We start from the raw sequence: 14,327 nt of genomic DNA on the forward strand, positions 1-14,327 counted from the left end.
GACACACCAAGTATTCTCTGTGTATACATGACGTATACGGACTGGATGTGTGAGCGGTCACAGCGCAGTGACGATCGAGAACCAGCCGTTTTCCGGGCAAGGAACCCCCACGAGAAGGAGACCACCAGCATGTACAGCACTCCCGCCGATCGGCGTTACGCGATCTGGCTGTCCGACCCGAGCTTCGCCGCAGCGGAAATCGCGCGCGGCATCGGCTACGGCGCCGTGGTCCTCGACATCGAGCACGGGTCGTTCGACCTCGCGGATCTCGAACGGTTCATCCCGTTCCTGCGCAGCCTCGGCATGGAGGTTCTGGCCAAGGTACTCGGACCCGAACGCGGACCCATTCAGCAGGCCCTGGACTTCGGCGCAACCGCGGTCGTCATCCCGCACATCGAAAATGCCACTCATGCAAAGGAAGTCACGGCATTCGCGAAGTTTCCGCCACTCGGCGACCGGAGCTTCGCGGGCGGGCGGACCACCGGCTACGGCGGTTTCACCGACGAGTGGGTCGCGGAGCAGGACGCGTTCACTCGCTGCTACCCGATGATCGAGGACGCCGGGGCGATCGAGGCCATCGCCGAGATCCTGGCGCTCGACACCGTCGACGGTGTGTTCGTCGGACCCTCGGACCTGTCCCTCCGCCGCGAGCGCGGAGCATACTCACGCAAGGAGGGTGACTTCACCGACCTCGCCGCGGTGGCCTCGGCAGCCGCCGAAGCGGGCAAGCCGTGGGTGCTCCCCGCGTGGAGCGTGGAAGAGAAGGAGTTCGCGGTGCAGCACGGGGCCGATCAGATGGCGCTGATCATGCAGCACGGCGCGCTCGCCGCAGGGTTCGCGGGACCGTTCGAGCAGATCAAGCAGATCAGGGAGTCACGATGACGACCCAGACGTCGGGATCGGCGTCCCCCGCAGGCACGGACGCGGCCGCCGGTCCCCGCGTGGGTCGTGCCCGGTGGACGATCGCCGGAGTTCTCGGCGTCGGCATGTTCGTCAACTACATCGACCGCGTCAACCTGTCGATCGCAGCCCCGGAGATCATGCGGGACTTCGACATCAGCGCCTCGCAGATGGGCATGGTGTCCTCGGCGTTCCTCTGGACCTACGCCATGCTGCAGATGCCGATCGGATCGTTCATCGACAAGATCGGGGTCCGGTGGGTCAACCGGGTGGCGGCGTTCCTGTGGGCAGTCGCCTCGTTCGCGTCCGCCGCCGCGGGTGGTCTCGGCATGCTTCTCCTTGCCCGTCTGGTCCTCGGCGTCGGTGAGGCGCCGACGGTACCCGCGGGCTGGAAGGCGATCGGCCAGTGGTTCCCCCGCCAGGAGCGCGGAACCGCGACGGCCGTCTTCGACGGGTGCGCGAAGATCTCCAACGTGATCGGCATCCCGATCATGGCCTTCCTCGTCACGACGTTCAGCTGGCATGCGGCGTTCATCTTCACCGGCATCCTGTCCGTCGGCTATCTGGCCGTGTGGTGGCTGCTCTATCTCACCCCGAAGCAGGCGCTCGCCAAGGGGCGCCTCAGCCAGGAGGAATTCGACTTCATCCGGGAGGGCGGCGCCGAGGACGAGGACGCCGAGACGGCGGGCTCACTGAACGGACTGGGATACCTTCTGCGCCGGCGCAAGACGTGGGGCCTGGCGCTCGGCTACGCGTCGTACACCTACGCGTACTACGTTTTGCTCACCTGGTTGCCTGCCTACCTGGAGAAGCAGTTCGGGGTGAACCTGCTCAAAGGAGGCATCTACACGATGATTCCGTGGCTGGTGGCCGTCATCGCGCAGTTCCTCATCGCGGGCGTCCTGATGGACCGATGGCTGGCTCGGAGCGGCGACGTCACCAAGGTGCGCCGGACGGTGCTGGTGGTCAGCCTCCTCGCGTCCCTGGCCGTGACGGGTGCAGCGTATGCGGGATCGATCGCCGTCGCGCTGATCTTCCTGTCGATCGGTGCGGCCGGTCTGGCCGTGTCCGTTCCCGCGGGTTCGAGCATCGTCGCCCTGATCGCACCGCAGGGCTACACCGGATCACTCGGCGGAATCGTCAACTTTGTCGCCAACCTCCTCGGGATCGCGGCGCCTATCGTGACCGGCATGGTGGTCGACTCCACGGGCTCGTTCGCGGGCGCCTTCATCGCTACCGGAGCCGTACTCGTCGGCGGAATCTTCTGCTACACCGTGGTGCTCGGCAAGATCGAACGCATGCCCGCACCCATCACCTCGGAAAGGTACTGACATGATCGACGTCGCAATCGCACAGTTCGCATCGGGTGCGGACAAGCACGACAACCTCGCGCAGATCGCGAAATTCGCGGAGGAAGCGGCCGCGGGTGGCGCCCGGGTGCTGGCGACTCCCGAATACGCGATGTTCACGCTCCCGGTGATGGACGAGCGGTTCGTGGACTCCGCGGAATCCCTCGACGGTGAATTCGTCACCGGCCTGCGCGAGATCGCCGTCCGGCACGGGCTGACGCTCGTCACCGGGATCAACGAGGCGATCCCGGGCGAGCGCCGGATCTTCAACACGCTCGTCGCGATCGCCCCCGACGGCGAAATCGCCGCCACGTATCGGAAGCTGCATCTGTACGACGCGTTCGGTTACCGGGAGTCGGAGTTCGTGCAGGCGGGGACCATCGGCGATCCCGAGACGTTCACGGTCGACGGCATCACGTTCGGCCTGCAGACGTGTTACGACCTGCGGTTCCCGGAGGTGACCCGGCGCATCGTCGACGCGGGCGCCGACGTCCTGGTCCTGCCGGCCGAGTGGGTGCCCGGCCCGCTCAAGGAGGACCACTGGACCACGCTGGTCCGCGCCCGGGCGATCGAGAACACCATCTACGTCGCCGCGGCCGATCAGTGCGCCCCGGTGGGTTCGGGTGCGTCCGTCATCGTCGATCCGATGGGCGTGGTGATCGCGTCTCTCGGCGAACGGACCGGGACCGCGATCGGCACCGTCTCCGCCGAGCGCATCGCCGAGGTCCGCGCCAAGAACCCGGCGCTGACGCTGCGCCGCTTCGAGGTGGTGGCCAAGCAGTAGATTCCGGCGAATTGGTCAGGTTCACACGCTATTGCGTGTGAACCTGACCAATTCCCGGGCAACGGTGTTCAGCGGAAGACGTCGGGCAGGCCGTCGGACACCGACTGGGGGAAGTCGGGTTGCCGCTTGTCGAGGAACGCCGCGACCCCTTCGCGGACATCCGCCGACGTTCCGCGGACGTGGATGGCGATCGACTCGGCCCGGTGCGCGACCTCGGGGCTGTCGGCGCCGAGCATTCTCCACATCAACTGCCGGGTCAGCGCGACGGAGACCGGCGAGGTGCCCGCCGCCAGTTCGCGCGCCACCGCAATCGCGCGCGGCAGCACATCTGCGGCGGGGACGACCTCGCGGACGAGGCCGCGTTCGAGCGCCTCCGCCGCCGACACCGTCTTCCCGCCCACGGCCCACTCGACGGCGGTCGAGATCCCGACGATCCGGGGCAGGAACCAGGTGGAACAGGCCTCGGGCACGAGCCCGCGACGGGTGAACACGAAACCGAACTTGGCTGTGTCGGAGGCGATCCGGACGTCGGCGGGCAGTGTCATCGTCACACCGACTCCCGCTGCAGGACCGTTGATCGCCGCGATCACCGGCTTCGTCGACCGGTAGATCCGCAGCGACGCCTGACCGCCCGAATCGGGCGGCGCCTCGCCGCTTTCCGCGTCGTCCTCCGTGACGAACGTGTCGCCACCCTTCGCGAGGTCGGCCCCGGCGCAGAAGGCCCGGCCGGTTCCTGTGAGGACGATCGCACGGATGGTGTCGTCGGCATCGCACTCGTCGAAGACCTCGATGATGCGGTCCCGCACCTCGAGGGTGAAGGCGTTGAGTCGATCCGGGCGATTCAGCCGCACGATCGCGATCTCACCGTCCCGCTCGAGTTGGACGACGCTCTCGGTGGCGATACTCGTCATGAACTGTTCTCTTTTCGTCGTGTGGTCCCGTGCCGCGCGGTGTGTCAGCGCACCTTCGAGAACCGTTCGGATACGTCGCGGTACTCGGATCTGATCGCGGTCTTCGACAGCTTTCCGCTGGGGAGGCGCGGCAGGGGTTCGTTCCGGATCACGACGTACCGGGGCACCTTGTAGTCGGCGACGAGTCGGTCGCAGTGCTCGACGATGGCGACCTCGTCGACGTCGCCGGTCACCGTCACGATCGCGGCGGGAGTCTCACCGAATCGTGGGTCCTTCGCGGCGATCACCGCCACTTCCTCCACTCCCTCGATCTCACCGATCACGCGTTCGAGTTCCACCGGAGAGATGTTGATACCTCCGGTGATGATGAGGTCCTTGAGCCGGTCGACGAACTGCAGACGTCCTTCGCCGTCCCGGGTTCCCAGATCACCGCTGTGCAGCCAGCCGTCCCGCAGCGCGGCCGCGGTGGACTCCTCGTCGTTCCAGTAGCCGGGCGTGACGCCGGGCCCGCTGAGGAGAATTTCGCCTTCCTCGCCGGGGTCGGCCTCGGTCCCGTCCGGGCGGACAACCTTCATCTCGGTGAAGATGGAGCCGTTTCCGCACGTCCCGGGGTGGTCGAATGCCTCGCTCACGAGGGTGGCTGTCGCGACTCCCCCGGCCTCGGTCATTCCGTAGATCTGCCGGAGCGCCACGCCCTTGTCCGCCCACCGCTGCAGCAGGGCGGGTGCGACGGCGGCGCCGCCGACGATCGCCGTGCGCAGGGAACCGAGATCCGCGTCGTCGAATTCCGGGGCACGGGAGATGGCCTCGAAGATCAACGGGACACCGAACAGGGCCTGGACCTTGTGCTCGCTCAGCAACGCCGCGGCGCGTCCCGGCTTCAGCTCGCGTTCGATGATGATGGTGCCGCCGAGCACGGTGGTCATGAGAAGACCCCACACGAGGCCCGGGGTGAAGACGAGCGGCAGTACCAGCAGTGTCGTCGCCCCGGGGCGCAGCCCCTCTTCGGTCAGCGACGCCTCGAAGACGATGTTGAGCAGGGTGCGATTGGTGCAGATCACGCCCTTGGAGAGCCCCGTCGACCCGCTGGTGAACAGCAGCGCCGTCGGGTCTTCGGGACCGACGTCGATCCGGAAGTCGTCCACACCGCCACCGCGCAGCGCAACGAACTCGTCGAAGGGCAGCGAATCGAACGTCGCGCCCAGCGTGCGGGTCTTCTCGACCGCGTCGCCGAACTCGGCGGGCGCCAGCACCAGCCGGGCTCCCGCGTCGTCGACCACCTTGCGGAGTTCCGCGGGCTTGAGCCGGGGGTTCAGCGGGACGAGGACCGCGCCCGCCTTGAGCACTCCGAGCGCGACGGCCGGCCACTCCAGCGAGTTCGGGCCGAGCACGCCGACGCGATCTCCCGGCTCGATTCCGGCCTCGACGACCCGGCGAGCGACGCGGCTCGACCAGTCCTGCAGTTCCCGGTATGTGAGCGCGTCGTCGTCGACGACGATCGCCCGCTGGTCGCCCTTCGTCGCCGCCCACCAGTGCAATGCCGACCCGATTGTCGCAGCCATCTCCACTCAACCTTCCGCCGTCGCCGCCGGGCGACATCGATGTCACGGCAGACGCCTCGCGCCACCGCTACAAACCTATGATCTATAGGTTAACTGATGCTGCACCGAATCGGACACCCCGATCGGCACGTTTTCTCGAAAAGTGTTCCGCTCGAGCAATTGCCAACCCAGCCGATCCCGCCGCCGCGCCGCCCACCCAGAACGCGATCACGAACGCACGCTCGGACGCCAGATCCGTGCCGGCGACCGTCACGGACGCGAGCAGTGTCGCGACCAGAGCGCTGGCGAGGGAACTACCGAACGTCCGCGCAATCGCGTTGACGCCGTTGGCGACCCCGGTGAACTCGGCAGGCACGGCGTCGACGAGCAACGCGGGCAGCACCGCGTAGGACCCGCTCACGAAGACGTTGATCACGACGAGCGCCACGACCACCTGCCACAACCGGGAGTGGGCCAGTGCCAGCATCGCGAATCCGGCCACCCCGATCCCGCAGGCCGCGACGAGCACGCGGTCGGCGCGGAAGCGGTGAACGAATCGGCCGCTCGCCGACGCCGCCACCACCCCCGCCACCGAACCGGGGAGCAGCACGAGGACGCTGGTGCGCAGCACCGAGGCGTCGAAGCCGTATCCGACGGTGGCGCGCGCGGCCTGCACGAACTGCGCCGAACCGAGGAACTGGATGTACATGGCCATCCCGACGAGAAACGCCGCGAGGTGCGTGCCCGCAACTCGCCGCCCGGTCAGCAGCATCGGCGGGACGAGAGGCGCCCGGGTCCGTCGCTCGTGCAGGTACCACCCCGCCGTGACGGCGATCCCCAGTGCCGCCACGCCGATCGTCGCCGGTGAGGCCCAGCCCCACCGGCCGCCTTCGGCGAGGGCGATCAGGATCGCGGACAGGCCCACGGCCATGAGTCCGACGCCGACCGGGTCCATGCCGTCGCGGGTCCGCGCCGCGCCGCCGCGAGGTACGGTCGCCCAGGCGACGACGAGGGCGGCGAGGTTCAGCCCGACGAGCAGGGCGAACACTCGCCGGAAGTCCGCGCCCTCGGTGTGCAGGACGCCGGCGGCGACCATGCCGAGTCCCCCGCCCACGGCCAGGATCCCCGACATCAGCCCGATGGCACCGAGGAGCCGGCGCGGGTCGAGGCGCCCTCTCAGCACGGCGACGCCGATCGGGAACAGCGCGAACGACACCCCCTGAAGGATTCGGCCGAGCACGAGGAACGGGAGTTCCTCGGTGACGGTGCACAGCACCGAACCGAGGAGCACCAGGACGAGCGTCCCCAGCAGCACCGGGCGCGGACCTTGCCGATCGGCGAGTCTGCCGAGAACCGGAGTGCACACTGCCGCGGCGAGCAGGTTCGCGGTGACCACCCAGCCCACGGCGGCCGAATCGACCCCGAGTTGCGACGCCATCGCGGGGAGCAGCGGCACGACCGCCGTCTGCATGACGGCCGTGGTCATGACGACGAAGCACAGCGCCGGGACCAGCAGCCGATCGCGCTCCCCGGACCGTCGGGCCGGAAGCGTGACCGTGGCCGACTCCGCCCCCGTCGTCACCATCGGTCAGAGATCCAGGATCAGCTTGGGTGTGCAACTCCGGGATACGCAGATCATCATCGCGTCGTTCTCCGCCTGCTCGTCCTCGCTGAGAACGGAGTCCCGGTGATCGGGGGTGCCGCCGAGGACCGCGACCTCGCACGTTCCGCAGGTGCCCTCCCGGCAGGAGAAGTCGACGTCGAGGCCTTCCCGGAGGACGGCGTCGAGAACCGTCTCGTCCGCGGCAACCTGCACCGTGCGCCCGGATCGGCCGAGTTCGACCTCGAACGCGCCGTCGTCGCCTTCCGGAAGCGCCTTCGGCGCGAAACGCTCGACGTGCAGGGTGACGTGCGGACGTTCCCGGCACGCCGATTCGATGGCCTGCAGCAACGGTTCCGGCCCGCAGCAGTACACGACGGTTCCCGGCTCGGCCTCGTCGAGGGCCGTGGCGAGATCGAGGTGTCCGTGCTCGTCCTGCGGGCGGAGGAGCACCCGATCCGGGTGTGCGTCCGCGAGTTCGTCGGCGAACGCCATGCTCGCGCGGGTCCGCCCGCCGTAGAGCAGGCGCCAGGGCGTTCCCCTCGAATCCACTTCCCGCGCCATGGGGAGCAGGGGCGTGATGCCGATCCCGCCCGCCACGAACAGGTACGAGTCCGCGTCGACGAGGGCGAAGTGGTTCCGGGGACCGGCCACGGTGACGAGGTCGCCGGATTCGAGCTTGTCGTGGACGCGGATCGAGCCGCCTCGACCGTCGGCCTCACGGAGCACGGCCACGGTCAGCGACGTCGTGTCGCCGGGATCCCCGCACAGCGAGTACTGGCGGGTGATCGTGTCGTCGAGGACCAGATCGATGTGCGAACCCGGCGTCCAGGCCGGGGCCGCGGCACCGGACTCGTCGACCAGCGTGAGTCGCACGACGCCGTCGGCAAGCGTTTCCTTACCGGCGACCTGCATCTGCAGCCGCTCCTGGTTCGCATTGCTGGTCATGTACCCGTCTCGTTCCACTCGACTGCACTTGCTCGTAAATCTTATGTCATTAGATTAATGTCACGCAAGACGCACGTCGGAGATGTTGCCCCACGGCAGCACCTGCGATAAACCTATGTGCATTAGAATTTTGGATGGGAGACCTCGCTCATGAACCCGCAGGCAACCGAATCGGTGCTCGACCTGTTCCGCCTGACCGACTCCGTGGCCGTCGTCACCGGCGCGGGCAGCGGCCTCGGCGCAGGTTTCGCGTGCGCGCTCGCCGAGGCGGGCGCGGATGTCGTGATCGCCGCACGACGGCGCGACCGACTCGACGCGGTCGCCCGATCGGTGACCGAACGCGGTCGCGACTGCCTGGTCGTCCCCACCGACGTGACCGATCCAGAGCAGTGCGACGCGCTCGCCCGGGCGGCGATCGACCGGTTCGGCAGACTCGACATCCTGGTGAACAATGCCGGGGTCACCCACGCCGCACCCGCCACGCGCGAGCGGCCCGAGGACTATCGGGCGGTGCTCGACGTGAACCTCTTCGGCGCCTACTGGGCCGCGCAGGCCTGCGCCCGCGTGATGGGCCCCGGTTCCAGCATCGTCAACATCACCAGCATGCTCGGCCTGGTGAAGTCGGTACTCCCGCAGGCCGCGTACTCGTCGAGCAAGGCGGGGCTCATCGGCTTGACCAGGGATCTGTCGAACCAGTGGTCGGGGCGCAAGGGCATCCGGGTCAATGCGATCGCACCGGGATTCGTCGACACCGACATGATCGGCGAGATGTCGGCGGAGACACTCGCGGCATTCCTCCACGACTGTTCACTCGGACGGACCGCCACCCAGCGCGAACTCGACGCGGCGGTGGTCTTCCTCGCCAGCCGGGCCTCGGGCTACATCACCGGTTCGACGCTCGCCGTCGACGGCGGAACCTCCGGTCACTGACCGACGAAAGGCGACAACGACCATGCCGATCACCACGATGCGCACCGAACTGCGAGGCGACGGGGTCACACTCGTCGCGGACCGGTGGGAGCCGGCGTCCGCGAAGAGGAAGGGAATCGTCCTGCTGCTGCACGGTGGTGGGCAGACCCGCCATTCGTGGCAGCGCACCGGAATTCGACTCGCCGACAACGGCTGGTGCGCCCTGGCCATCGACGCTCGCGGTCACGGTGAGAGCGAGTGGGCCGAGGACGGCGACTACGGCAGCAACGCCCATGCGCGCGACGTCGCGGCCGTCGCCGCCGGTCTCGACGAGCCACCGGTCCTGGTCGGCGCGTCCATGGGAGGAATGGCGTCGTTGCTCGCACAGGGCGACCACGGCATCGGCCGCGCGCTGGTTCTGGTGGACATCACGCCCCGCGCCGAACCCGGCGGCCTCGCCAAGATCACGTCGTTCATGGAGAGCGGCCTCGCCGGTTTCGACACCCTCGACGACGCGCTCGACGCCGTCGTCGCCTACAACCCGCACCGTCGTCGTCCGCCGCGCGTCGAGGGACTTCGCAAGAACCTTCGCCTCCGCGACGGGCGCTGGTACTGGCACTGGGATCCACGGATGATCACGTATCGGGAGAACACCGACGCCCACGCCGAGGTCCGGGAAGCACGGGCCCGTGCCGCGGCGCGCGCGGTGCGCGTCCCGACCCTCCTCATCCGGGGCGCCCAGTCCGACGTCGTCAGCGCGGACGGTGCGCGTGACCTGCTGGAACTGATCCCGACGGCCCGTCACATCGATGTCGGAGGGGCCGGGCACATGGTCAGCGGCGACGACAACGACCTGCTCAGCGGTGGCCTGCTCGACTTCCTCGACGGCGACGTCGCCTACACCCATGAGGTGACCACGACCGACTACGATTCACCTCATCATGACTGACAACCATCCGAGCGAACACCCTGACCGGAAAGCCTGACATGCCCCGACCATCGAAGCCCCTGATCAGCCGCGCGGCTGCGGTGCAGGCGTCCATCGAGATCATCGATTCCCAAGGACTCGAGGCATTCAGTCTGCCGCGACTGGCCAAGCACCTCGGAGTGCAGGCGCCGTCGTTGTACCACCACTTCGCGGACAAGAGCGAGATCCTCTCCGCGGTGGCTCGGCACATCGCCGGCGCGTCCGTAGTCCGTCCCCGCCGCAAACCCGGTCCCGACTGGCCCGAGTTCTTCGTGGCGTTGAGCATGAATTTCCGCCAGGCCATCCTGCGGCACCGGAACGCCGCGCCGATCCTGCTGCAGTACCTGCCCCGGGACCTCCTGATCGGCACGTACGAGGACACGGCCCGGTTCCTGCTGGACTCCGGCGTTCCGACGCATCTCCACGTCCAGATCCTGGACGGGATGGAGACGTTGTCGATCGGCGCGGTCCTCACGGAGGCGATGCGCAAGCCGAGCACCCGGGCCACGATCTTCCCGAACGTCGATCCGGAGTCTCAGCCGCTCCTCGCCGAAGCGCTTGCCGCCAACGAACTCTCGTCGAAGCGATTGTTCGAGGAGATGATCCGCAGCTTCCTGTACGGCGTGATGCGAAACGACGCGGCCGCCGCGAACGCGCCGCAGGAACGCTCCGCCTGACACGCGGCGCCCGACGACGCGAAGGGCCCCTGGGACACGATGTTCCAGGGGCCCTTCGTCATCTCGGTGCCGGCGATCCGCTACCCGATGGCGGGCAGATGCACCGTCTTGGTCTCGAAGAACTCCTCGAGACCCTCGACGCCGCCTTCACGTCCGACGCCGGACTGCTTGTAACCGCCGAAGGGCACGGTGAAGTCGATGATGGTGGCGTTCACGCTGACCGTTCCGGTCCGGATGCGCTGCGCCACCTCGAAACCGTGCTCGAGGTCGGCGGTGTACACCGCGCCGGACAGTCCGTAGATCGAGTCGTTGGCGATGGCGATCGCCTCCTCCTCGTCCTCGTAGGTGATCACGGAGACCACGGGACCGAAGATCTCCTCCTGCGCGACGCGCATGTCGTTGCGCACGCCGTCGATCAGGGTCGGTTCGACGAAGAAGCCGTGGTCGACGCCTGCGGGACGGCCGCCGCCGAGCACGACGGTCGCACCCTCCTCCTTCGCCGAGGCGATGTAGCTCTCGACCCGGTCACGCTGCCGTTCCATGGCGAGCGGGCCGAGGAACGTCGTCTGCTCCCACGGGTTTCCCATGGTGAGGAAACCCAGTGCGCCCTTGAGCGCCTCGACCACCTCGTCGTGGCGCTTGCGTGACACGAGCACCCGCGTCAGCGCGATACACGCCTGACCGCTCTGCATGCAGCCACCCATCGGGAGCGACTGCATGACGTGCCCCAGGTCGGCGTCGTCGAGGATGATCGCCGCCGACTTGCCACCGAGTTCGAGCGACACCCGGGCGATGCGCTCACCGGCGAGCGACATGATGCGCCGCCCGGCGAGAGTGCTTCCGGTGAACGTGATGTGATCGACGTCGGGGTTGGTGACGAGAGTTTCGGATACCTCCCGGTCGGCGCAGAGAACGCTGACGACACCGTCCGGAATCTTGCCTTCGGCCGTCAGTTCCCCGATGACGTCGGCGAACACGGACGGCGACACCGGGGCCTCCGGCGCCGTCTTGAGGATCACCGAGCACCCTGCGGCGAGTGCGGGGGCCACCTTGAAGGCGATCGTCCCGATGGGCCCGTTCCAGGGAATGATGGCTGCGACGACCCCGGTCGGTTCCTTCAGGATTCGCGAGACCCCGCCGTCTGCCCTGGTCCGGTCGTCGCGGGTGGAGTAGTCGCGGGCCACGGCCGCCACGGCGCGGAACAACCCGGCGGTCATCTGCTGGGTCGGGCCGCTGACCGCGACGGGGATGCCGACCTCGATCACGCCGAGCGGGGTCAACTCCTCCACGCGACTCTCGAGTCGCGCAGCGATCTCGTCGAGGACGTCGGCGCGTTCGGCCATCGTGCGCGACGCCCACTCGCCGGAATCGAACGACGTGCGAGCGGCCTGCACGGCGCGTTCGACGTCTTCGGTTGTGGCGCTGCGGATTCGCGCCGCCTTCTTCTCGGTGAACGGGTCGACGAGGTCGATCCACTCGTCTCCCGTCGACTCCACCCACCGGCCGCCCACGAACACCTGCTCGCGATCGGCGATCTTCGGAGGCGCCGCGGCCGCCGACTCTGTTGTCGTCATGGTCGAAAATTCCCTTCGCTCAGCGGTTGTTGTAGCCGGCATCGACCGGCAGGGTCACGCCCGTGACGTACCGCGCCTCGTCGGAGGCGAGGAACACGATGGCGTTGCTGATGTCGACGGCCTCGATCAGCTCGACCGGCATCGGATTCTTGTACGATTCGTCGTTCGCGACCTCGGGGTGCGAGTTCACGAACTCGCCGTATTCGGCGTTGGCCACCATCGGGGTGTTCACCCCGGTGGGATGCACGGTGTTGACCCGAATGCTGTGCTTGGCAAGCTGCTTCGAGTACAGGCGCATGAGACCGACGACGCCGTGTTTGGCCGCGGAGTAACCGGCCTGGCCGGGGAACGTGTTGAGCCCGATGCTGGTGAGGCCCGCGGCGGAACTGGTGATGACGATCGACCCGCCCTCGCCCCGCTCGATCAGCCCGGGCACCGTCACCTCGAGTACGTGCCACACGCCGGTGAGCATCACGTCGATGGCGTCGTGCCACGCCTGCGGCTGATTTCCGGGTCCGATGACGGGCATGATGCCGGCGTTGGGCAGGACGATGTCGACGTGACCGAACTGTTCGATCCCGGCGTCGTACGCGCGCTGGACGTCGGCGCGGTTCCGGACGTCGCCCACCGACGTGACGATGGAACCGCCGGCCTCCTTGACCAGGCGTTCGGTCTCGGCGAGGTCGTCCGTGGTCGCCATCGGATAGAAGACGGTGTCGATCTGCTCGCAGATGTCCATCGCGATGACGGAGGCGCCCTCCTCCGCCAGTCGCACCGCGTGCGAACGTCCCTGTCCGCGTGCGGCACCGGTGACGAACGCGACCTTCCCCTCGAGTCGTGCCATGACGTGTCCTCTCGTTCAACCGAGCCTGAGATGTCGGTGATGTGCGCCGAAATGTCGCGCGGCGTGCGCGCGATGTGAGCACTGGATGTGGGTCTTGGGTTCGAGGGCCGTCGGCCGGACGCCCTCGAAACGGACACTGCTTGTGAACCGTGTCACAGGACAGTAGCGCGGCATTCGCCGCCCGTCAACAGTGACACAAATATCGTTCTCCGTCTCATGCCTCAGAGGTAGCCGGGAGCCTCGTGCCACTCACCGACCTGGTAGCACGTATGCGCATCCTCCTGCTCGAACGACAGCAGCCGGCAGAGCCGGACCGCACCGTCGTCGTCGGGATCTATTCTCATCAAGGCGATCTGGGCCCCCGCCTCGCGCAGCACCTCGAGCGCCCGCACGAGCAGCGCCGCACCCAGGCCACCGCCCCGCGCCTCCTTCTCGAGCACCAGCGCACGGATCCACGCCGCCCGTAGTTCGAGGTGCGTGTGCAGCGACGGGTCCAGCCAGACGAACCCCTGGGGCCGGCCGGCGTCTCCGGACGCGAGTACGACGGACCCGGTTCCGTGGGCACGACTCTCCGCCAGTTTCTCGAGCTGAGCGGCCGGAATTCCCGAACGGCCCAGCACGTCGTCGAGAGCCGTCACCGACTCGCGGGCCCCGAGCCCGCGCGGCGCCTCCAGCACGGACCCGGCCGGGAGGTGCACCGGATCGAGCGGAACCGCGAACGGCCCGGTCAGGCTGCGGAACAGGGTCCACAGCCGGCTCACCGACGAGATCCCGAACCGTCGAGTCAGGCGCTCGGCCGCGGGATGCGTGCCGAAGGCCCAGACGCGCAGCGCGCGTGCACCGGTACCCATCCAGCCGTCCGGCCGGTCCACGTCGAGGCCCAGTTCCTCGACGAGCAGGGTCGCAATCCCCCGCGATCGATAGTCGGGATGCACGACGAACTGGACGGTCCCGAGACCGTCGTCGTCCACGGCGATGTTGAGGTACGCCACCACGACGAGCGGAACGTCGTCGACGGCGCTCAAACCGCGGCGCGCCTTGACAGCAAGATGCGATACCCGCATCCCCGGCCGCGAACGTGCCGTGACGTCACGCGGTTCGATGCGCGAGAACCCCGCCTCGTCGTCGTATTCCGCGGCCGCGCCCACCAGGGCGAGAACTTCGTCGCGGTCGTCGTCTGCGAGTTCCTCGCACCACTGACAGGAAATCATCCGTATCACTCCTCATCGGACGGTGTCACCTAAACCTAATGCTCATTGATAACACCCGCAACGGCCGGACCTGCGAGGGTTTACACATAAATCTATGTGAGTTAGATTTAAC

13 protein-coding genes are annotated in these 14,327 nt (G+C 67.9%); 6 read left to right on the top strand and 7 right to left on the bottom strand.

Features of this window, described 5'->3' with window-relative positions; all coding sequences use genetic code 11:
- Positions 1 to 129: 129 nt before the first annotated feature.
- The 3 genes from P3H15_RS29825 to P3H15_RS29835 are packed head-to-tail and all read left to right on the top strand — an operon-like array spanning position 130 to position 3,033.
- Positions 130 to 882, top strand: coding sequence for an HpcH/HpaI aldolase/citrate lyase family protein (locus P3H15_RS29825; protein WP_276140520.1), 753 nt, complete (start codon positions 130 to 132; stop codon positions 880 to 882).
- Entirely contained in the window at positions 879 to 2,231 is a 1,353-nt protein-coding gene (locus P3H15_RS29830; RefSeq protein WP_276140521.1) for an MFS transporter, read from the top strand. The genes P3H15_RS29825 and P3H15_RS29830 overlap by 4 nt, the downstream gene beginning before the upstream one ends.
- Position 2,232: 1 nt before the next feature.
- On the top strand, positions 2,233 to 3,033 hold the full coding sequence (locus P3H15_RS29835) for a carbon-nitrogen hydrolase family protein (protein ID WP_276140522.1): 801 nt from the start codon (positions 2,233 to 2,235) through the stop codon (positions 3,031 to 3,033).
- A gap of 68 nt (positions 3,034 to 3,101) precedes the next feature.
- Here P3H15_RS29835 and P3H15_RS29840 read toward each other — a convergent pair whose 3' ends face one another.
- From P3H15_RS29840 to P3H15_RS29855, 4 genes are all read right to left on the bottom strand, one after another.
- The gene (locus P3H15_RS29840) at positions 3,102 to 3,944 is read right to left on the bottom strand and encodes an enoyl-CoA hydratase-related protein (protein WP_276140523.1); all 843 of its coding nucleotides are present in this window, start codon (positions 3,942 to 3,944) and stop codon (positions 3,102 to 3,104) included.
- A 44-nt stretch (positions 3,945 to 3,988) separates the two neighbouring features.
- Complete coding sequence (locus P3H15_RS29845) at positions 3,989 to 5,506, bottom strand: class I adenylate-forming enzyme family protein (RefSeq protein WP_276140524.1); 1,518 nt, start codon at positions 5,504 to 5,506, stop codon at positions 3,989 to 3,991.
- A gap of 82 nt (positions 5,507 to 5,588) precedes the next feature.
- On the bottom strand, positions 5,589 to 7,070 hold the full coding sequence (locus P3H15_RS29850; RefSeq protein WP_276140525.1) for an MFS transporter: 1,482 nt from the start codon (positions 7,068 to 7,070) through the stop codon (positions 5,589 to 5,591).
- 3 nt (positions 7,071 to 7,073) lie between these two features.
- Positions 7,074 to 8,033, bottom strand: coding sequence for a PDR/VanB family oxidoreductase (locus P3H15_RS29855; protein WP_276140526.1), 960 nt, complete (start codon positions 8,031 to 8,033; stop codon positions 7,074 to 7,076).
- A 150-nt stretch (positions 8,034 to 8,183) separates the two neighbouring features.
- Here P3H15_RS29855 and P3H15_RS29860 point away from each other — a divergent pair, with 150 nt between their 5' ends.
- Genes P3H15_RS29860 through P3H15_RS29870 form a run of 3 tightly spaced genes read left to right on the top strand, consistent with a single transcriptional unit; the run spans position 8,184 to position 10,586 of the window.
- Positions 8,184 to 8,963: an SDR family NAD(P)-dependent oxidoreductase gene (locus P3H15_RS29860; RefSeq protein ID WP_172651449.1), complete on the top strand. Its 780-nt coding sequence runs from the start codon at positions 8,184 to 8,186 to the stop codon at positions 8,961 to 8,963.
- 22 nt (positions 8,964 to 8,985) lie between these two features.
- Positions 8,986 to 9,891, top strand: a complete 906-nt coding sequence (locus tag P3H15_RS29865) for an alpha/beta fold hydrolase (protein ID WP_276140527.1) — start codon at positions 8,986 to 8,988, stop codon at positions 9,889 to 9,891.
- 38 nt (positions 9,892 to 9,929) lie between these two features.
- Positions 9,930 to 10,586, top strand: a complete 657-nt coding sequence (locus P3H15_RS29870; RefSeq protein ID WP_072939750.1) for a TetR family transcriptional regulator — start codon at positions 9,930 to 9,932, stop codon at positions 10,584 to 10,586.
- An 80-nt stretch (positions 10,587 to 10,666) separates the two neighbouring features.
- Here the strand turns inward: P3H15_RS29870 and P3H15_RS29875 are convergent, their stop codons facing one another.
- From P3H15_RS29875 to P3H15_RS29885, 3 genes are all read right to left on the bottom strand, one after another.
- Entirely contained in the window at positions 10,667 to 12,160 is a 1,494-nt protein-coding gene (locus P3H15_RS29875) for an aldehyde dehydrogenase (RefSeq protein WP_276140528.1), read from the bottom strand.
- Positions 12,161 to 12,179: 19 nt separating this feature from the next.
- A complete protein-coding gene (locus P3H15_RS29880) occupies positions 12,180 to 13,004 on the bottom strand; it encodes a mycofactocin-coupled SDR family oxidoreductase (protein ID WP_072939746.1) in 825 nt (274 codons plus the stop codon).
- A 221-nt stretch (positions 13,005 to 13,225) separates the two neighbouring features.
- Entirely contained in the window at positions 13,226 to 14,215 is a 990-nt protein-coding gene (locus tag P3H15_RS29885; RefSeq protein ID WP_276140529.1) for a GNAT family N-acetyltransferase, read from the bottom strand.
- Positions 14,216 to 14,327 lie beyond the last annotated feature (112 nt).

It is taken from the genome of Rhodococcus sp. T2V (assembly GCF_029269925.1).
Lineage (GTDB): Bacteria > Actinomycetota > Actinomycetes > Mycobacteriales > Mycobacteriaceae > Rhodococcus_F > Rhodococcus_F koreensis.